The sequence below is a fragment of the Pseudoxanthomonas sp. J35 genome, assembly GCF_000513995.1.
GTDB lineage: Bacteria > Pseudomonadota > Gammaproteobacteria > Xanthomonadales > Xanthomonadaceae > Pseudoxanthomonas.
The window spans coordinates 103,051-121,311 of record NZ_AZVB01000007.1; the positions used below are offsets into that span (position 1 = coordinate 103,051).

Below are 18,261 nucleotides of genomic sequence, written 5' to 3' on the forward strand. Positions count from 1 at the left end.
TCCGGCGCGCGCTTCGCCAGGTTGCCAACGGAAACGGCGCCCATCGGGCGCCGTTTCCGTTGGGGCGGCGGGTGAGGCTCAGAGCGCCTCGAAGATGCCTGCCGCGCCCATGCCGGTGCCGATGCACATGGTGACCATGCCGTACTTCTGCTGGCGGCGGCGCAGGCCGTGGACCAGGGTGGCGGTACGGATGGCGCCGGTGGCGCCCAGCGGGTGGCCCAGGGCGATGGCGCCGCCCAGCGGGTTGACCTTGGCCGGATCCAGCTGGCTGTCGCGGATCACCGCCAGCGCCTGCGCGGCGAAGGCCTCGTTGAGCTCGATCCAGTCCAGCTGGTCCTTGCTCAGGCCGGCCTGCTTGAGCGCCTTCGGGATCGCGGCGATCGGACCGATGCCCATCACTTCCGGGCGCACGCCGGCGACCGAGAAGCTGACGAAGCGGGCGAGGGGAGTCAGGCCGTAGTCCTTGATCGCCTGCTCGGAGGCCAGCAGCACCGCGCCGGCGCCGTCGCTCATCTGCGAGGAGTTGCCGGCGGTGACGCTGCCGCCGAACTGGCCGTTGCGGAACACCGGGCGCAGCCTGGCCAGGCTCTCCAGCGAGGTGTCCGGGCGCGGGCCTTCGTCGGTGTCCACCAGCCTGCGCTTCTCGACGATGGTGTGGCCGGCCAGGTCGGGCACGTGCGAGACCACCTCATACGGGGTGATCTCGTCGCGGAACTCGCCGGCGGCGATGGCGGCCAGCGCCTTCTGGTGGGAGGCGAGGGCGAAGGCGTCCTGGTCCTCGCGGCTGACCTTCCATTCCTCGGCCACCTTCTCGGCGGTGATGCCCATGCCGTAGGCGATGGCCACGTTCTCGTCGCGGGCGAAGACCTGCGGGCTGAGCGCGACCTTGTTGCCCATCATCGGCACCATGGACATGGACTCGGTGCCGCCGGCCAGCATCAGGTCGGCGTTGCCCAGGCGGATCTGGTCCGCGGCCAGGGCCACGGCCTGCAGGCCGGAGGAGCAGAAGCGGTTGATCGTCTGCGCGGCGATGGTGTTGGGCAGGCCGGCCAGCAGCAGGCCGATGCGGGCCACGTTCATGCCCTGCTCGGCCTCGGGCATGGCGCAGCCGATGATGGCGTCGTCGATGTGGTTGACGTCGATGCCCGGAGCCTGCGCGACCACGGCCTTCAGCACGTGGGCCAGCATCTCGTCCGGCCGGGTGTTGCGGAACACGCCCTTGGGCGCCTTGCCCACCGGGGTGCGGGTGGCGGCGACGATGTAGGCGTCCTGGATCTGCTTGCTCATGTTCTTTGTCTCGGTTGGGAGGATGAGTCGGCGGGCCTGGCGCCGGGGCGTGCCCGGCGCCACGCGCGGGGTGCGCGGTCGTCCGCTCAGTTCCTCAGGGGCTTGCCCGTCTTGAGCATGTGCGCGATGCGCGCCTGGGTCTTCTCCTGCTGCGCCAGCTCGACGAAGTGCTTGCGCTCCAGGCGCAGCAGCCACTCCTCGTCCACCTGGCTGCCGCGGTCGACCTGGCCGCCGCACAGCACGGTGGCGATGCGGGTGGCGATCTGGTCGTCGTGCTCGCTGATGAAGCGGCCCTCCAGCATGTTGACCAGCAGCATGCGGAAGGTGGCGATGCCGACGTCGCCGGCCACGGTGATGCTGCGCGCCGGCAGCGGCGGGCGGTAGCCGGCCTCGGCCAGGGCGCGCGCCTCAGCCTTGGCCACGTGCAGCAGCTCGAAGGCGTTGAACACGACCTTGTCGTCCGGGCGCAGCAGGCCCAGCTCCTTGGCCTCGATGGCCGAGGTGGACACCTTGGCCATGGCCACAGTCTCGAACACCTTCTTCAGCTCGGCGAACACGTCGCCGCCCGGGCCGGCCGCGCGCGCGGCGCGCACCGCCAGCTCCTTCAGGCCGCCACCGGCCGGCAGCAGGCCCACGCCGGCCTCGACCAGGCCGATGTAGCTCTCCAGGTGGGCCACGGTGCGGGCGCTGTGCATCTGGAACTCGCAGCCGCCACCCAGGGCCAGGCCGCGCACGGCCGCGACCACCGGCACCAGCGCGTACTTGATGCGCTGGCTGGTGCACTGGAAGTTGGCGACCATGTCCTCGAACTGGTCGACCTTGCCGGCCTGCAGCAGGCCCAGCGCGCCGGCCAGGTCGGCGCCGGCGGAGAAGGGCTCCTTCTGCTGCCAGATCACCAGGCCCTGGAAATCGCGCTCGGCGATGGAGATCGCTTCCTGCAGGCCGTTGAGCACGTGGTCGGAGACGGTGTTCATCTTGGTCTTGAACGAGACCACGGCGATGCCGTCGCCGTCGTGCCACATGCGCACGCCGTCGTTCTCGTAGACCGTGGTGCCCGGGTCGAACTTCTCGCCCAGCAGCGGATCGGGGAAGCGCTGGCGCTGGTAGACCGGCAGCGACGAGCGCGGCACCACGCTGTTGCTGGCCGGGCTGTAGCTGCCCTCGGCGGCGTGCACGCCCTCGCGGCCGTCGAGCACCCACGCCGGCAGCGGGGCGTCGCTCATGGCCTTGCCGGCGGCGATGTCGTCGGCGATCCACTGCGCCACCTGCTTCCAGCCGGCGGCCTGCCAGGTCTCGAACGGACCCATGCTCCAGCCGTAGCCCCAGCGGATGGCCAGGTCCACGTCACGGGCGGTGTCGGCGATGTCGGCCAGGTGATAGGCCGCGTAGTGGAACAGGTCGCGGAACGCGGCCCACAGGAACTGCGCCTGCGGGTGCTGGCTTTCGCGCAGCTTCGCGAACTTCTCGGCCGGGTTCTTGATCTTGAGGATCTCGACCACCTCGTCGGCGGCCTTGCGGTCGGCGGCGCGGTAGTCCTGCTTGTCCAGGTCCAGGACCATGATGTCCTTGCCGACCTTGCGGAAGATGCCGGCGCCGGTCTTCTGGCCCAGCGCGCCCTTGGCGATCAGCGCGGACAGCCAGTCAGGGGACTGGAAGTACCTGTGCCACGGATCCTGCGGCAGGGTGTCGGCCATGGTCTTGATGACGTGGGCCATGGTGTCCAGGCCGACCACGTCGGAGGTGCGGTAGGTGGCCGACTTGGGGCGGCCGACCAGCGGGCCGGTGATGGCGTCGACCTCGTCGAAGCCCAGGCCGAACTGGCGGGTGTGGTGGATCACCGACAGGATCGAGAACACGCCGATGCGGTTGCCGATGAAGTTCGGGGTGTCCTTCGCGTAGACCACGCCCTTGCCGAGGTTGGTGACCAGGAAGGTCTCCAGGCCCTCCAGCACCGCCTTGTCGGTGGTGTCGGCCGGGATCAGCTCGGCCAGGTGCATGTAGCGCGGCGGGTTGAAGAAGTGCACGCCGCAGAAGCGATGGCGCAGCTGCTCGGGCAGCACCGCGGCCAGGGCGTTGATGCCCAGGCCCGAGGTGTTGGAGGCCAGCACCGCGGTGTCGTTCACGAACGGCGCGATCTTGCGGTACAGGTCCTGCTTCCAGTCCATCCGTTCGGCGATGGCCTCGATGACCAGGTCGCAGTCGCACAGCTGCTCCAGGCCGGTGTCGTAGTTGGCCGGGGTGATCGCCTCGGCCAGCTTCCGGCTGGCCAGCGGGGCAGGGCTGAGCTTGCCCAGGTTGGCGATGGCCTTCAGGACCACCCCGTTGGGATCGCCCTCCCTGGCGGGCAGGTCGAACAGGACGGTGTCGACCCCGGCATTGGTGAGGTGGGCGGCGATCTGGGCGCCCATGACGCCGGCACCGAGCACGGCGGCGCGACGTACAAGCAGTTTCTCAGACATGTCTGGCAACCTTTTGATTGTTAATGAATTACTTTGCCGGAGCCTGGAGCCCGGCGGCGGCAAAACGGATGAGCTCGCGGGCAGCTCTGGCCCGGTGGGTGGCCTCGCTGGCGCTGGCCGGGCGCTTGATCAAACCGAAATCGGACATGGCATAGGTCAGGGCGCCGGCGAGGAAATCCAGACGCCAGTACAGGGTTTCCTTGTCCAGCTGCGGCAGGCAGGCGTGCAGCGCCTTGCCGAACTCGCGCAGCACGTGGCCGTAGTGGTCGGACAGGAACTTGCGCAGGCTCTCGTTGTGCTCGGCGTAGGCGCGGGCGATCACCCGGACGAAGGAGGCACCGCCGTTGCGGTCCTGGGCCAGGGCCAGCGCCGGCTCGATGAAGGCGGCGAGGATCGGTTCCAGCTCGCCGGGATGCTCGCGCAGGGCGGCTTCCAGCTGTTCCAGGCGGGCGGCGGTCATCCCGTCCATGCGCCGGCGGAACACCTCGTTGACCAGGTTTTCCTTGGACCCGAAGTGGTAGTTGACCGCGGCGATGTTCACCGCCGCCAGGCTGGTGACCTGGCGCAGCGAGGTCGCGGCAAAGCCATGCTGGGCGAACAGTTCCTCGGCGGCGCCGAGGATCCGGTCCTTGGTGGAGAAGTGCGCGGCCCGGGCCATGGCGGATCCAGTAAATCAAACGATTGTTTTATCCTAGGCCCGCGCCCCGGCCCGGTCATTTTGCAATGCAGCATTTACGGCTGGCCGCAGGGCCTGCATCCGTCGCCGCCGCGATGTTAGAATTGCGCTACGCATTTGAAGCTAAGCCCGCGTCCTGACGCGGGTTTTTCGTGCTAACCTCGGACCGTCCTGGTCCGGAATTCCCGTCCTTCACCAGAGAACACAGACAATGGCGCTGGAGCGCACCCTTTCGATCATCAAGCCCGATGCCGTCGCCAAGAACGTCATCGGCGAAATCTACTCCCGCTTCGAGAAGGCCGGCCTGAAGATCGTGGCCGCCAAGTACAAGCAGCTGTCGCGCCGCGAGGCCGAGGGCTTCTACGCGGTGCACCGCGAGCGCCCGTTCTTCAACGCGCTGGTCGAGTTCATGATCTCCGGCCCGGTGATGATCCAGGTGCTGGAAGGCGAGAACGCCGTGCTCAAGCACCGCGAGCTGCTGGGTGCCACCAACCCGAAGGAAGCCGCGCCGGGCACCATCCGCGCCGACTTCGCCGAATCGATCGACGCCAACGCCGCGCACGGTTCGGACTCGGTCGAGAACGCCGCGATCGAAGTGGCCTACTTCTTCGCCGCCACCGAAGTCGTTTCGCGCTGAGCGCACTGAAGTAGAAGGTCGAACCACGTGTCCGGACTGCAGCCGATTCCCAGCGTGACCACCACCGGCGAGCCGATCGCCGCGGCCACGCCTGCCCGCCAGAATCTGCTCGAGCTGGACCGCGAGGGCCTGGAGCGCTTCTTCGTCGAGGTCCTCGGCGAACAGAAGTTCCGCGCCCACCAGGTGATGAAGTGGATCCACCACCGCTACGTCACCGACTTCGACCAGATGACCGACCTCGGCAAGGCGCTGCGCGCCAAGCTGCACGCGCATGCCGAGGTCGTCGTCCCCAACGTCGTGTTCGACAAGCCCTCCGCCGACGGCACCCACAAGTGGCTGCTGGCGATGGGCGTCGATGGCAGGAACGCCATCGAGACCGTGTACATCCCCGACAAGGGCCGCGGCACGCTGTGCGTATCCTCCCAGGTCGGCTGCGGCCTGAACTGCACCTTCTGTTCGACCGCCACCCAGGGTTTCAACCGCAACCTGACCACCGCCGAGATCATCGGCCAGGTGTGGGTCGCGGCGCGCCACCTGGGCAACGTGCCGCACCAGCAGCGCCGCCTCACCAACGTGGTGATGATGGGCATGGGCGAGCCGCTGATGAATTTCGACAACGTCGTGCGCGCCATGAGCATCATGCGCGACGACCTGGGCTACGGCCTGGCCAACAAGCGCGTCACCCTGTCGACCTCCGGCCTGGTGCCGATGATCGACCGGCTCTCGGTCGAGAGCGACGTGTCGCTGGCCGTCTCGCTGCATGCGCCCAACGACGCGCTGCGCGAGACCCTGGTCCCGCTCAACAGGAAGTACCCGATTGCCGAGCTGATGGCGTCCTGCGCGCGCTACCTGCGCGCGAACAAGAAGCGCGAATCGGTGACCTTCGAGTACACCCTGATGAAGGGCGTCAACGACCAGCCCGAGCACGCCCGCCAGCTGGCCAGGCTGATGCGCCAGTTCGACAACGCGGTGCAGGCGCGCGATTCGGGCAAGGTCAACCTGATCCCGTTCAACCCGTTCCCCGGCACCCGCTACGAGCGCTCGGACGAGGCGACGATCCGCGCCTTCCAGAAGATCCTGCTCGACTCGCAGGTGCTGACCATGGTCCGGCGCACCCGCGGCGACGACATCGACGCGGCCTGCGGCCAGCTCAAGGGCCAGGTCATGGACCGCACCCGGCGCCAGGCCGAATTCCGGCGCCAGCTCGAGCGCCAGGACCCCGGGCACGTGGATGGCCATGCGGCCTGAGCCGCGGCTGCTGCTGGCCGCCATCGCCGTCGCGCTGCTGGCAGCAGCGTGCGCCAGGCCGGCGAAGGTCAAACCCCCGAAGATCAAGGGCACCGAGCAGGTTGCCCCCACCTACAAGCTCCAGGACGGCCCGGAAACGAAGCGCCGGGTCCAGGTGGTCGAGCTGCTGGGCCTGGCGGGGCAGCGTTTCGCCGGCGGCGAGTTCGACGCGGCCGAGGCGCAGGTGCGCAAGGCGCTGAAGCTGGATCCGTCGGTGGTGGACGCCTACACCCTGCTGGGGGCGATCGCCGACCGCAAGGGCAATGCCGAGGTGGCCGGCCAGCATTACCGCCGCGCCGCCGAGCTGGCCCCGGAGCGGGGCGACGTGCTCAACAACTACGGCGCCTGGCTGTGCGCCAATGGCTACCCGGCCGAGGCGCTGGTCTGGTTCGACCGGGCATTGGCCTCGCCGGGCTACCGCACCCCGGGCTCGGCCCTGGCCAATGCCGGCAGCTGCGCCCTGCGGACGGGGCAGCGCGAGCGCGCCGAACGTGACCTGCGTCGCGCTCTGGAAATCGAACCCCGGAATATCCATGCATTGGCCAGCATGGCCGAGTATCAATATGGCCAGGGGAACTACTTCGAGGCGCGTGCGTTCGCGGAACGTAGACTGGCCGCTGGGCCGGCCGACGCATCCGTGTTACAACTCGCGGCCAGGATCGAAGAAAGGCTTGGCGACAGGGCGGCCGCCAGTCGGTACCAACAGCGGCTCAGGGCGGAGTTCCCGGAGGCCGCTACTGCAGAGACCGGGGAAGATCCACAGTGATGCACGATTCCAGCGCGAACATCCTGGGTGATGCGCTTGGTTGTGGTGCGCGCCTGCGCGAAGCGCGGGAGTCGGCCGGGCTTGGCCTGGCGGAAGTGGCGTCGCGCCTGCGCATGCCGCTGCACGTGGTGGAGGCGCTCGAGGCCGGGCGCTGGGAAGTGATCGGCGCCACGGTGTTCGTGCGCGGCCAGCTGCGCAGCTACGCGAAGCTGCTGGGCATCGACATCGAACCGTTCCTGGAGACCACCGTGGCCCCGGCCGTGCCGGTGGAGCTGGTCAGCCACGCGCACACCCCGCGCTACCAGCGCTGGGTGGAGAACATGGGCCGGCGCATGGTCTACGGCGTGATCACCATCGCCATCGCCGTGCCGGTCTGGCTGGCCACCCGTTCGCACCTCACCGAAGCGCCGCCGGCGACCGCTTCGCTGGACGCGGTGCCGCCGCCGCTGGTCGCCGACGCGCCGGCCCAGTCCAGCCTGCCGGCACCGCCGCCGGTGCAGCCGGAAAGCAGCGGTCCGTACATGGCCTCGCTGGCGCCGGCCGTGGGCCGGACCGCCGCCGCGCCGGTGGACGACGACGTCATCCAGCTCGAATTCAGCGGCGAAAGCTGGCTGCAGGTGAGCGGCCGCGACGGCCGCGTGGTGGAGCAGGGCCTGATGCGCGCCGGCGAGAGCCGCCGCCTCGATCCGGCCTCGGTGGGCAGCGTGGTGCTGGGCAATGCCGCGGTGGTACGGGTTCAGCAATCCGGCAGTATCGTGGACCTGGCGCCGTACAGGCGGGCGAACGTCGCCCGCTTTGCGGTATCCTCTGACGGTTCCGTCACCGGCGCCGAATAAGCCGGCCCGGCCGGCGCTCCACCACAAGGCAACACGCAAGCCCCCGCCGGCCACCGCGCGGGGCAGGGAACTGCATGGCAATCGACGACCTGCTGGACGAGCACGAACAGGGCGAACGCGTTCGCGCCTGGCTCCGCAACAACGCACTGGGCATCCTGGGCGGCCTGGTCCTGGGCATCGCCGCGATCTACGGCTGGCAGTGGTGGGGCCGCCACCAGGCGCAACAGCAGCAGCAGGCGCACGCGTCCTACGCCGAGGCGATGAAGCAGCTGGAAGCCGGGGAGACCGGCAAGGCCGGCGCACTGCTGGCCGGGCAGGGGGGCACCTACGCGACCCTCGCCGCGCTGCGCGTGGCCAAGGCCCAGGTCGAGGCGGGCAAGATCGAGGAAGCCATCACCACGCTGCGTGGCATCCAGGCCGATCCGGCCCTGCAGGCCGTGGTCGACGAACGCCTGGCCCAGCTGTACACCGCCGCCGGCAAGCCGGACGAGGCGTTGAAGCAGCTGGAAGGCGAGACCGGCAGCGCCGCGCTGGAGCTGCGCGGCGACGCGCTGCTGGCCTCCGGCAAGCGCGACGAGGCGCGCGATGCCTACGCCGAGGCGTTGACCGGCACCGACGTGGCTTCGCCGGCCCGGCGCCGCATCGAACTCAAGCTCCAGGAAACCGGCGGCCAGGTGCCCGAGCCGGCGGAGGCGACCTGACATGCTGACCAGGAACATGATCCGCGCCGTCGCCGGCGCCACCCTGCTGGTGCTGGCGCTGTCCGGCTGCTCGACCATGAAGGGCTGGTTCCGTGGCAAGGACGCGGAGGCCAAGAAGGCCGCCGAACCGGCCGAGCTGGTCGATTTCCAGGCCACGATCAAGCCGCGCAAGATCTGGTCGGCCAACCTGGGCGACGGCGAGCAGCGCATCGGCGCGCGCCAGACCCCGGCGCTGGCCGACGGCCGCGTGTACGCGGCCGCCGCCGAAGGCACGGTCACCGCGCTGGACCTGCATACCGGCAAGGAAGCGTGGCGCTTCAAGGCCGACAAGAAGGAAGGCCTGCGCCTGGCCGGCGGCCCCGGCGTGGGCGAGGGCCTGGTCGTGGTCGGCGGCCTCGGCGGCGAAGTCATCGCGCTGGATGCCGCCAACGGCAGCGAGCGCTGGCGCGCCAAGGTGACCAGCGAGGTCATCGTGGCCCCGCTGGTGGTCCAGGGCCTGGTCATCGTGCGCAGCAACGACGGCCGGATCTCGACCTTCGACGCTTCGAGCGGCGAGCGCCGCTGGTTCTCCGAACACGAGCTGCCGCCGCTGACCGTGCGCGGCAACGCGCCGCTGGCCTACGGCCCGGGCGTGCTGTTCTCGGGCAACGACGACGGCACCCTGACCGCGATCGCGCTGCAGGACGGCCGCGTGCTGTGGGAGCAGATGGTCGGCACCGGCGAGGGCCGCACCGAGCTGGAGCGCATGTCCGACGTGGACAGCGCGCCGCTGATCGACGGCACCCAGCTGTTCGCCAGCAGCTTCAAGAACCGCACCATCGCCATCGACGGCCCCAGCGGCCGGCCGATGTGGCAGAGCGAGCACGGCGGCATCGGCGGCATGGCCGCCGCGCCGTCCGGCCTGCTGTTGTCCAGCCCGGCGGGCACCGTGTACATGCTCGACAAGTACAGCGGCGCGGCGCTGTGGTCGCAGCCGGCGCTGGCGCGCCGCTCGCTGACCGGGCCGGTGGTGCATGGCGATTACGCCGTGGTCGCCGACTACGACGGCTACGTGCACTGGCTGAGCCTGGCCGACGGCCAGTTCGTCGCGCGCGAGCGCGTCGGCGGCAAGGCGGTGAAAGGCCAGCCGCAGGTGGCCGATGGAATCCTCGTGGTGCAGAACGTCGAAGGCGGCCTGACCGCTTTCCGTCTGGACTGACGGACGGATGCAGGCAGGGATCGCGCCATGTTGCCGCTGGTTGCCCTGGTCGGACGGCCGAATGTCGGCAAGTCGACCCTTTTCAATGCGCTGACCCGCAGCCGCGACGCGCTGGTCCACGACGAACCCGGGGTCACCCGCGACCGCCATTACGGCGTGTGCCGGCTCGACCCCGACCGGCCGTTCCTGCTGGTCGATACTGGCGGCATCGCCGGCGAGGAGGAAGGCCTGGCCGGCGCCACCGCACGGCAGGCCCGCGCCGCGGCGGCCGAGGCCGACCTGATCCTGTTCGTGGTCGACGGCCGCGAAGGCACCTCGGCGCTGGACGACGAGATCCTGGCCTGGCTGCGCAAGCTGGCGCGGCCGACGCTGCTGGTCATCAACAAGATCGACGGCACCTTCGAGGAAGCCGTGCGCGGCGAGTTCGCGCGCTACGGCTTCGCCGACATGCTGGCCGTGTCCGCCGCCCACCGCCAGGGCCTGGACGACCTGCACGCCGAGGTCCTCGGGCGCCTGCCGGAAGAGGGCAGCGGCGAGGAGCTGGACAACGATCCCGACCGCCTGCGCATCGCCTTCGTCGGCCGCCCCAACGTGGGCAAGTCGACCCTGGTGAACCGCCTGCTGGGCGAGGAGCGGATGATCGCTTCCGAGGTCCCTGGGACGACCCGCGACTCGATCGCGGCGGACCTGGAGCGCGACGGCAAGCTCTACCGGCTGGTCGACACCGCCGGCATCCGCCGCCGCGGCAAGGTCGAGGAGGCGGTCGAGAAGTTCAGCGTGGTCAAGACCATGCAGGCCATCGAGCGCTGCCAGGTCGCGGTGCTGATGCTCGACGCCACCGAGGGCGTGACCGACCAGGACGCCACCGTGCTCGGCGCGGTGCTCGACGCCGGCCGTGCGCTGGTGATCGCGGTCAACAAGTGGGACGGCCTGACCACCTACCAGCGCGAGCAGGCCGAGGCGCTGCTGTCGCGGAAGCTCTCGTTCGTGCCCTGGGCCGAATCGGTGCGCATCTCGGCCAGGCACGGTTCCGGCCTGCGCGAGCTGTTCCGCGCGATCCACCGCGCCCATGCCTCGGCGATCCGCACCTTCAGCACCAGCGAGGTGAACAAGGCGCTGGAGATCGCGTACGAGACCAATCCGCCGCCGAGCGTGCGCGGCCACGTCGCCAAGCTGCGCTATGTGCACCCGGGCGGCGAGAACCCGCCGACCTTCGTGGTCCACGGCACGCGCCTGAAGGAGCTGCCGGAGGCGTACAAGCGCTACCTGGAGAACTTCTTCCGCAAGCGCTTCAAGCTGGTCGGCACGCCGGTGCGCATGCTGTTCCGCGAAGGCGCCAATCCGTACGAAGGGAAGAAGAACGAGCTGACCGACCGCCAAGTCGCGCGCAAGCGCCGGCTCATGCGCCACGTCAAGCGCAAGTGAGGTGGCGGCGGTGTTCGCCGCCGATGCGCTGACCCTGGGCCTGCTGGCCGGCGGCCTCGGCAGCCGCCTCGGCGGCGTCGACAAGGCCTGGCTGCAGCGCGACGGCATCCCGCAGGTATTGCGCTTCGCCCACCGCTTTCCTGGCGAGACCGGCCCGGTGCTGGTCAGCGCCAACCGCGACCTGCAGCGCTATGCCGAAGCCGGCCTGCAGGCCGTGCCCGACCGCCTCCCGGCCGGCAGCGGGCCGCTGGCGGGGATCGAGGTGCTGGCCGACGCGTGCACGACGCCGTGGCTGCTGACCCTGCCGGTGGACCTGTTCGACGTGAACGACTGCCTGGTGCGCACGCTGGCCAGCGGCGCGTCCGATGCCGGGGCGGTGGCCGAGGATGGAGACGGGCTGCAGCCGCTGGTTGCGCTGTACCGCGCGGCACCGCTGCGTTCCGCGCTCACCGGGGCGATTGCCGCCGGCGAACTGGCTCCGCGCCGGTTGCAGGAACGCCTGCAACTGCCATGCGTGCGCTTCGCCGGCGTACGCTTCGGCAACCTCAACACCCCGCAGGACCTCGCCGCGGCGCGCATCGCGCTGCCGTGAGCGGCCTGCAACGGAGCCGCCGATGAGTACCGAAGCATTCCCGACCCGGATCGGCCTGGTCGAGGCGCTGGAGATCGTGCGCACGGTCGCCGGTGCGCGTCGCCTGCCGGTGGAGCCGGTCGCCACCGGCCGCGCTGACGGCCGCGTGCTGGCGTCCGGGGTGATCGCGCCGTCGCCGCTGCCGGCCTTCGACAACAGCGCGATGGATGGCTTCGCGCTGCGCCACGCGGACCTCTCGGCCAGTGCGCCGACCACGCTGCGCCTGGTGGGCGAGCAGTTCGCGGGAGCCGATGCCGGCCTGGTGGTGGGCCCGGGCGAATGCGTGCGCATCACCACCGGCGCGCCGCTGCCGCAGGGCGCGGACACGGTGCTGATCAAGGAGAACGCCACGGTCGAGGGCGATCGGGTGGTCGCGCCGGCAGGCCTCGAGCGCGGCGCGCACGTGCGCCTGCGCGCGGAGGACGTGGCCGAGGGCGACGAGGTGCTGCAGGCCGGGCAGGTGCTGACGCCGGCGCGGATCGGCCTGGCCGCGTCGCTGGGCATCGACCGCCTGCCGGTGGTGGCGCGGCCGACGGTGGCGGTGTTCGCCAGCGGCGACGAGCTGGTCGAGCCGGGCATGCCGCTGCGGCCGGGCCAGGTCTACAACAGCAACCGCGACCTGCTGATGGCGCAGCTGCGCGCGCTCGGGCTGGAGCCGGTGGCGTGGCCGACGCTGCCGGACGATCCGGCGCGGATCGAGGCGGCGCTGGGCGATGCGGTGGACAGCTTCGACGTGGTGCTGACCTGCGGCGGGGTCTCGGCGGGCGAGAAGGACCATCTGTCGCGCTGGCTGCAGTCGCGCGGGCGGATCCATTTCTGGAAGGTGCGGATGCGTCCGGGGATGCCGCTGCTGTTCGGCGAGGCGGAGCGGGCGCTGGTATTGGCGCTGCCGGGCAATCCGGTGTCGACGCTGGTGACGTTCGCGGTGTTCGGGCGGGTGCTGCTGGATGCGCTGCAGGGCCGCGGCGAGCCGCGGCCGCGCTGGCGGGCGCGGCTGGCGGCGCCATGGCGCAAGGCGCACGAGCGGGCGGAGTTCCTGCGCGGCCGTCTGGGCCAGTCCGCCGACGACGCGGTGCTGCAGGTCCACCCGAATCCGGCCGACGGTTCCCACCGCCTGCGCGGCGCCGCCGACAGCGACGTGCTGATCGTGCTGGAAGAGGGCGCCCGCGACTACGCGACCGGCGACCTGGTCGAGGTCCTGCCCCTCTAACCCTCCGCGGCGACCCCCTGTAGAGCGGGGCTTGCCCCGCTGCATTGCGCCCCCGGCAGCAAAGGCGACAGCAACAGCAACAGCGTGGGACGTGCCGGCGTCGGACGGAGCCGCGGCAGCGCGGGGTATGCCGCATCGCGCGGTTCCGCGTCCTGCTCGAACGCGCGAGCGCGGCACATCCATGTGCCGCTTGCGGCGTACCCCCGCGCTACCGCGTCTTCGGGTGCGTTTGGCTCGTGGCTTCGTTCTTTGTTCTCCCTCGCCATCTCCGGGAGAGGGGCAGGGGGAGGGTGACAACAGCCGTCTCCGTTCCGTCGATGCGTTTGCCGCACCACCTCTTCCGGCGCTTCGATCGGGCCGGTGAGGCCTGTCGTGTAGAGCGGGGCTTGCCCCGCTGCTCTTGCCAGACGTCACCTCCGGATACGTGGGAGTCGGGCAAGCCCGACTCTACCGGTGCAGCGTGTAGCCCGGATAAGCGAAGCGCATCCGGGGAACGGGTGCGGCGGCTCCGTACCCAAAACACAGCGAATCGCGCCGGCGGGTTTCCCCGCCGGAACCGCCCACCCATAATCGGGTCCATGTCCATCCCCCAGACAACGCCGCAGCAGGCGCGGGAACGCCAGCGCCAGGGCGCGCTGCTGATCGATATCCGCGAGCCGCACGAACGCGCTTCCGGCCAGGCCGAGGGCGCGCTGGCGATCGCGCGCGCCGAGCTGGAGGCCGATCCGGGCCGGCACCTGCCGGACCGGGAGGCCGAGGTGCTGCTGATCTGCCAGCTCGGCAAACGCTCGCTGGCCACGGCCGAGGTCCTGCACGCGGCCGGCTACCGCAACATCGCCTCGGTCGAGGGCGGCACCACGCGCTGGGCCGCCGATGGCCTGCCGCTGGTGCGGCCGCAGCTGGAACCGGACGAGGCCGATTTCCTCGAGCGCTATTCGCGCCACCTGCGCCTGCCCGAGGTCGGCGTGGACGGCCAGCGCCGCCTGGAGAACTCGCGCGTGCTGGTGGTCGGCGCCGGCGGGCTCGGGTCGCCGGCGGCGTTCTACCTGGCTGCCGCCGGCATCGGCCGCCTGCGCCTGGTGGACGACGACGTGGTCGACCGCAGCAACCTGCAGCGGCAGATCCTGCACGTCGAGGACACCATCGGCGTGCCGAAGGTGGAATCGGCGCGGCAGCGCCTGTCCGCGCTCAACCCGCGCGTGCGGGTCGAGGCGATCCGGGAGCGGGTGACCTCGGCCAACGTCGAGGCGCTGCTCGAAGGCGTGGACGTGGTGCTCGACGGCTCCGACAACTTCCCGCTGCGCTACCTGCTCAACGACGCCTGCGTGAAGCTGGGCAAGCCGCTGGTATACGGGGCGGTGCAGCGCTTCGTCGGCCAGGCCAGCGTGTTCGATGCCGGCCGCGCGCGCGGGCAGTGCCCGTGCTACCGCTGCCTGTTCCCGGAACCGCCGCCGCCGGAATTCGCGCCCAACTGCGCCGAGGCGGGGGTGTTCGGGGTGCTGCCGGGCATCGTCGGCCTGCTGCAGGCGACCGAGGCGATCAAGCTGCTGCTGGGCCTGGGCGAGCCGCTGGCCGGACGCCTGCTGCAGTTCGATGCGCTGGCCATGCGCTTCCGCGAGGTTAAGCTGGCGCCGGATCCGGACTGCCCGGTCTGCGCCCCCGGCCGTCCGTTCCCCGGTTACATCGACTACGCCCGGTTCTGCGGCACCGGCATCTGAGGCGGCCCGCGCGGCGCCATCCCAGTGACATCGCCGGCCCAGGGCCGGCCTGCAGGAGGAGTGCATGGCGGCTGAAGGCCCCACCGGGAGCGAGCTGCTCCATGTCGTCGCGCTGCTGGGCGCGGCGGTCGTCATGGTCCCGATCTTCCGCCGGCTCGGCCTCGGCTCGGTGCTGGGCTACCTGTGCGCGGGCCTGCTGATCGGCCCGTTCGGCTTCAACTGGTTCGGCGACCCGCAGGCGATCCTGCACGTGGCCGAACTGGGCGTGGTGATGTTCCTGTTCGTGGTCGGCCTGGAGATGAGGCCCCAGTACCTGTGGAGCCTGCGCCGGCAGATCTTCGGGCTGGGCGCGTTGCAGATCGGGCTGTGCACCGTGGTGCTCACCGGGGTGGCGATGCTCGGTGGGCTGGACCTGCGCAGTGCGTTCATCGGCGCGGCGGGTTTCGTGCTGACCTCCACCGCGGTGGTGATGCAGCTGCTCTCCGAGCGCGGCGATATCGCCCTGCCGCGCGGGCAGAAGATCGTCTCGATCCTGCTGTTCGAGGACCTGCTGATCGTGCCGCTGCTGGCGCTGGTGGCGTTCATGTCGCCGCTGCCGCAGATCGACGGTGGCGGCCGCGGCCTGGGGATCCTCACCGCGATCGCGGCGCTGGCGGGGCTGGTGGTCGCCGGCGTGTGGCTGCTCAACCCGCTGTTCCGGCTGCTGGCCGCGGCCAAGGCGCGGGAAGTGATGACCGCGGCGGCGCTGCTGGTGGTGCTCGGTGCGGCCCTGCTGATGGACCTGGGCGGCCTGTCGATGGCGATGGGCGCCTTCCTTGCCGGTGTGCTGCTGTCCGGTTCCACCTTCCGCCACCAGCTGGAGGCGGACATCGAGCCGTTCCGCGGGCTGCTGCTGGGCCTGTTCTTCCTCGGCGTGGGCATGGCCCTGGACCTGGCGGTGGTCGCGGCCAACTGGCCGCTGATCCTGTCCGGCGTGCTGGCGATGATGCTGGGCAAGGCCGCGTGCATCTACGTGGTGGCGCGGATCACCCGCAGCCCGCATCCGGAAGCGCTGGACCGCGCGGTGCTGATGGCGCAGGGCGGCGAGTTCGCCTTCGTGCTGTTCTCGGCGGCGCAGGCGGCCGGGGTCATCGACGGCGCGACGAACGCGAACCTGACCGCCATCGTGGTGCTGTCGATGGCGCTGACCCCGCTGGTGGTGCTGCTGGTGCGGCGCGCCACCCATTGCGACCGTCCGCCCTCGCTGGACGGCGTGGAGGTCGCCGAAGGCCTGACCGGCAGCGTGCTGATCGTCGGCTTCGGCCGCTTCGGCCAGGTGATGAGCCAGGCGCTGCTGGCGCGCGACGTGGACGTGACCATCATCGACACCGACATCGAGATGATCACCTCGGCCGGCGAGTTCGGCTTCAAGGTCTATTACGGCGACGGCCGCCGCGCCGACGTGATGCGCGCCTCCGGCGCCGGCAACGCCCGGCTGATCGCGATCTGCGTCGACGACCGCGCCGCGGCCACCCAGATCGCGGAGATGTGCGGCCGGCTGTTCCCGCAGGCCAAGGTGCTGGTCCGCGCCTTCGACCGCGAACACGCGCTGGAGCTGGTCGCGCTGGACGTGGACTACCAGATCCGCGAGACCTTCGAGTCGGCGGTGCGCTTCGGCCAGGCCGCGCTGGAGGCGCTGGACGTGTCGCCTGCGGAGGCGGCGGCGGTGACCGAGGAGGTGCGGCGGCTGGATGCCGAGCGCTTCGCCCTGGAGGTCGCCGCCGGCGACGTGCGCGCCGGGCGCCCGCTGATCATCGGCAACACCCCGCCGGCCACGCCGACGCCGTTCACCACGCCGCGGCGTTCCTCGAAGCGGCTGGACACGGCGGCCGGGGACCCGGCGCCGCCCGCAGGGGGCGACGCTGCCGGTTGAGTGCGGGGGCACCGTCGACGCGTGTCGCCGTCAGCGCCTCGCCGTAGTCGGGCGCATCGGGAGGTTCGTCGTGGTCGTGGTCCAGCGCGACGTTCCCGGGCGGCCGGGGCAGGGCAGCCAGCAGGCCGCCCACCTGCGTCGCCGCGCTCAGCCGTGGCGCTGGCGCGCGGCCTCGAACGCGGCCAGCTGCTCGGGCGTGGCCTCGCGCTGGTGGCGGGCCTTCCACTCGGCGAAGGGCATGCCGTAGACGGCCTGGCGGGCCTGTTCCTTGTCCATGTCCAGCCCGGCTTCGACCGCGGCCTCGCGGTACCAGTCGGCCAGGCAGTTGCGGCAGAACCCGGCCAGGATCATCAGGTCGATGTTCTGCACGTCGGGCCGTTCCTGGTTGAGGTGGCGCAGCAGGCGCCGGAACGCGGCCGCCTCCAGTTGCACGGTATCCATCGCTGCCTACCTCGCCGTTGCCGAATCGGGGACAATGTGCCGATTCCGCCCCACCAGCCGTAAGCATCCCCATGACTGCCCGCATCCTCGATGGCCGCCGCGTCGCCGACGCCCTGCTCGACGAACTCAAGGTGCGGGTGGACGCCCGGATCGCCGCCGGCCGCGCCCGCCCGGGCCTGGCCGTGGTCCTGGTGGGCGACGACCCGGCCTCGGCGGTGTACGTGCGCAACAAGCGCCGCGCCGCGGAGAAGGTCGGCATCGAGGCCTTCGACTACGACCTGCCCGCCGGCACCAGCGAGGCCGAGCTGCTGGCGCTGATCGACCGGCTCAACGCCGATCCGAAGATCCACGGCATCCTGGTGCAGCTGCCGCTGCCGGGCATCGCCGACGCCAGCCGCCTGATCGAGCGGATCGACCCGCGCAAGGACGTGGACGGCTTCCACCCGTCCAACGTCGGCCACCTGGCCCTGCGCCAGTTCGGCCTGCGCCCGTGCACCCCGCGCGGGATCATGACCCTGCTGGCCCATACCGACCGCCCGGTCCGCGGCCGCAACGCCACCGTGGTGGGCGTGAGCAACCACGTGGGCCGGCCGATGGGCCTGGAACTGCTGATCGCCGGCTGCACGGTGACCAGCTGCCACAAGTTCACCCCGGCCGAGGTGCTGGAGCAGTCGGTGCGCAACGCCGACATCCTGGTGGTGGCCGTGGGCCGTCCGGGGATCGTCCCGGGCGAATGGGTCAAGCCGGGCGCGGTTGTGATCGACGTGGGCATCAACCGCCTGGAGGACGGCCGCCTGGTCGGCGACGTCGGCTACGCGGCCGCCGCCGAACGCGCCAGCTGGATCACCCCGGTCCCTGGCGGGGTCGGCCCGATGACCGTGGCCACGCTGATGCAGAACACGATCGAGGCGGTCGAGGCGCAGGAGCGGGGCTGATCGCGCCCGCCGTTCCTTCCAGCCGTCCGGCGCCGCCTCCGGCGCCTGGTGCCGGGTAGTCGCGGCAAGGACAACGACGAGGGCGGGCGCACGCTTCGGAAGGGGCCGCCGCCTCAAGGAGCTCTGGCGCATCGGCCGGCTC

16 protein-coding genes are annotated in these 18,261 nt (G+C 70.9%); 12 read left to right on the forward strand and 4 right to left on the reverse strand.

Annotated elements, in window-relative coordinates; all coding sequences use genetic code 11:
* Positions 1-78: 78 nt before the first annotated feature.
* From PSEJ35_RS0105970 to PSEJ35_RS0105980, 3 genes are all read right to left on the reverse strand, one after another.
* The gene (locus tag PSEJ35_RS0105970) at positions 79-1,287 is read right to left on the reverse strand and encodes an acetyl-CoA C-acyltransferase (protein ID WP_028916991.1); all 1,209 of its coding nucleotides are present in this window, start codon (positions 1,285-1,287) and stop codon (positions 79-81) included.
* 86 nt (positions 1,288-1,373) lie between these two features.
* Positions 1,374-3,746 carry a 3-hydroxyacyl-CoA dehydrogenase/enoyl-CoA hydratase family protein gene (locus tag PSEJ35_RS0105975; RefSeq protein WP_028916992.1) on the reverse strand — a complete coding sequence of 791 codons (2,373 nt, stop codon included), beginning with the start codon at positions 3,744-3,746 and terminating at the stop codon, positions 1,374-1,376.
* A gap of 28 nt (positions 3,747-3,774) precedes the next feature.
* Positions 3,775-4,404 carry a TetR/AcrR family transcriptional regulator gene (locus PSEJ35_RS0105980; RefSeq protein ID WP_028916993.1) on the reverse strand — a complete coding sequence of 210 codons (630 nt, stop codon included), beginning with the start codon at positions 4,402-4,404 and terminating at the stop codon, positions 3,775-3,777.
* A gap of 229 nt (positions 4,405-4,633) precedes the next feature.
* Here PSEJ35_RS0105980 and ndk point away from each other — a divergent pair, with 229 nt between their 5' ends.
* From ndk to PSEJ35_RS0106040, 11 genes are all read left to right on the forward strand, one after another.
* Positions 4,634-5,059, forward strand: coding sequence for a nucleoside-diphosphate kinase (ndk, locus tag PSEJ35_RS0105985; RefSeq protein WP_028916994.1), 426 nt, complete (start codon positions 4,634-4,636; stop codon positions 5,057-5,059).
* 36 nt (positions 5,060-5,095) lie between these two features.
* A complete protein-coding gene (gene rlmN / locus PSEJ35_RS0105995; protein ID WP_051412547.1) occupies positions 5,096-6,307 on the forward strand; it encodes a 23S rRNA (adenine(2503)-C(2))-methyltransferase RlmN in 1,212 nt (403 codons plus the stop codon).
* Positions 6,308-6,320: 13 nt separating this feature from the next.
* Positions 6,321-7,112 carry a type IV pilus biogenesis/stability protein PilW gene (pilW, locus tag PSEJ35_RS0106000; protein WP_028916996.1) on the forward strand — a complete coding sequence of 264 codons (792 nt, stop codon included), beginning with the start codon at positions 6,321-6,323 and terminating at the stop codon, positions 7,110-7,112.
* Positions 7,109-7,948: a helix-turn-helix domain-containing protein gene (locus tag PSEJ35_RS0106005; protein WP_028916997.1), complete on the forward strand. Its 840-nt coding sequence runs from the start codon at positions 7,109-7,111 to the stop codon at positions 7,946-7,948. The genes pilW and PSEJ35_RS0106005 overlap by 4 nt, the downstream gene beginning before the upstream one ends.
* 74 nt (positions 7,949-8,022) lie before the next feature.
* The gene (locus PSEJ35_RS0106010; protein WP_028916998.1) at positions 8,023-8,649 is read left to right on the forward strand and encodes a tetratricopeptide repeat protein; all 627 of its coding nucleotides are present in this window, start codon (positions 8,023-8,025) and stop codon (positions 8,647-8,649) included.
* A 1-nt stretch (position 8,650) separates the two neighbouring features.
* The gene (gene bamB, locus PSEJ35_RS0106015; RefSeq protein ID WP_028916999.1) at positions 8,651-9,847 is read left to right on the forward strand and encodes an outer membrane protein assembly factor BamB; all 1,197 of its coding nucleotides are present in this window, start codon (positions 8,651-8,653) and stop codon (positions 9,845-9,847) included.
* Positions 9,848-9,874: 27 nt separating this feature from the next.
* Positions 9,875-11,272, forward strand: a complete 1,398-nt coding sequence (gene der, locus PSEJ35_RS0106020; protein WP_028917000.1) for a ribosome biogenesis GTPase Der — start codon at positions 9,875-9,877, stop codon at positions 11,270-11,272.
* A gap of 10 nt (positions 11,273-11,282) precedes the next feature.
* Entirely contained in the window at positions 11,283-11,864 is a 582-nt protein-coding gene (locus PSEJ35_RS0106025) for an NTP transferase domain-containing protein (protein ID WP_037082585.1), read from the forward strand.
* A 22-nt stretch (positions 11,865-11,886) separates the two neighbouring features.
* Positions 11,887-13,113, forward strand: a complete 1,227-nt coding sequence (glp, locus tag PSEJ35_RS0106030) for a gephyrin-like molybdotransferase Glp (RefSeq protein ID WP_028917002.1) — start codon at positions 11,887-11,889, stop codon at positions 13,111-13,113.
* Between the two features lie 578 nt (positions 13,114-13,691).
* Positions 13,692-14,831, forward strand: a complete 1,140-nt coding sequence (gene moeB, locus PSEJ35_RS0106035; RefSeq protein ID WP_028917003.1) for a molybdopterin-synthase adenylyltransferase MoeB — start codon at positions 13,692-13,694, stop codon at positions 14,829-14,831.
* Between the two features lie 64 nt (positions 14,832-14,895).
* On the forward strand, positions 14,896-16,743 hold the full coding sequence (locus PSEJ35_RS0106040) for a monovalent cation:proton antiporter-2 (CPA2) family protein (protein WP_028917004.1): 1,848 nt from the start codon (positions 14,896-14,898) through the stop codon (positions 16,741-16,743).
* Positions 16,744-16,890: 147 nt separating this feature from the next.
* Here the strand turns inward: PSEJ35_RS0106040 and PSEJ35_RS0106045 are convergent, their stop codons facing one another.
* A complete protein-coding gene (locus PSEJ35_RS0106045; protein WP_028917005.1) occupies positions 16,891-17,184 on the reverse strand; it encodes a DUF1244 domain-containing protein in 294 nt (97 codons plus the stop codon).
* A 71-nt stretch (positions 17,185-17,255) separates the two neighbouring features.
* On the opposite strand from PSEJ35_RS0106045, the gene folD reads away from it, so the two are divergent.
* Positions 17,256-18,119 (forward strand): bifunctional methylenetetrahydrofolate dehydrogenase/methenyltetrahydrofolate cyclohydrolase FolD, encoded by an 864-nt coding sequence (gene folD, locus PSEJ35_RS0106050; RefSeq protein WP_051412539.1) that lies wholly within the window; start codon positions 17,256-17,258, stop codon positions 18,117-18,119.
* Positions 18,120-18,261: the final 142 nt, after the last annotated feature.

Coding starts and splice junctions, on each gene's coding strand:
- PSEJ35_RS0105970 (WP_028916991.1), bottom strand. CDS start 1,287: ATGAGCAAGCAGATCCAGGACGCCTACATCGTCGCCGCCACCCGCACC.
- PSEJ35_RS0105975 (WP_028916992.1), bottom strand. CDS start 3,746: ATGTCTGAGAAACTGCTTGTACGTCGCGCCGCCGTGCTCGGTGCCGGC.
- PSEJ35_RS0105980 (WP_028916993.1), bottom strand. CDS start 4,404: ATGGCCCGGGCCGCGCACTTCTCCACCAAGGACCGGATCCTCGGCGCC.
- ndk (WP_028916994.1), top strand. CDS start 4,634: ATGGCGCTGGAGCGCACCCTTTCGATCATCAAGCCCGATGCCGTCGCC.
- PSEJ35_RS0106010 (WP_028916998.1), top strand. CDS start 8,023: ATGGCAATCGACGACCTGCTGGACGAGCACGAACAGGGCGAACGCGTT.
- bamB (WP_028916999.1), top strand. CDS start 8,651: ATGCTGACCAGGAACATGATCCGCGCCGTCGCCGGCGCCACCCTGCTG.
- der (WP_028917000.1), top strand. CDS start 9,875: ATGTTGCCGCTGGTTGCCCTGGTCGGACGGCCGAATGTCGGCAAGTCG.
- glp (WP_028917002.1), top strand. CDS start 11,887: ATGAGTACCGAAGCATTCCCGACCCGGATCGGCCTGGTCGAGGCGCTG.
- moeB (WP_028917003.1), top strand. CDS start 13,692: ATGTCCATCCCCCAGACAACGCCGCAGCAGGCGCGGGAACGCCAGCGC.
- PSEJ35_RS0106040 (WP_028917004.1), top strand. CDS start 14,896: ATGGCGGCTGAAGGCCCCACCGGGAGCGAGCTGCTCCATGTCGTCGCG.
- PSEJ35_RS0106045 (WP_028917005.1), bottom strand. CDS start 17,184: ATGGATACCGTGCAACTGGAGGCGGCCGCGTTCCGGCGCCTGCTGCGC.
- folD (WP_051412539.1), top strand. CDS start 17,256: ATGACTGCCCGCATCCTCGATGGCCGCCGCGTCGCCGACGCCCTGCTC.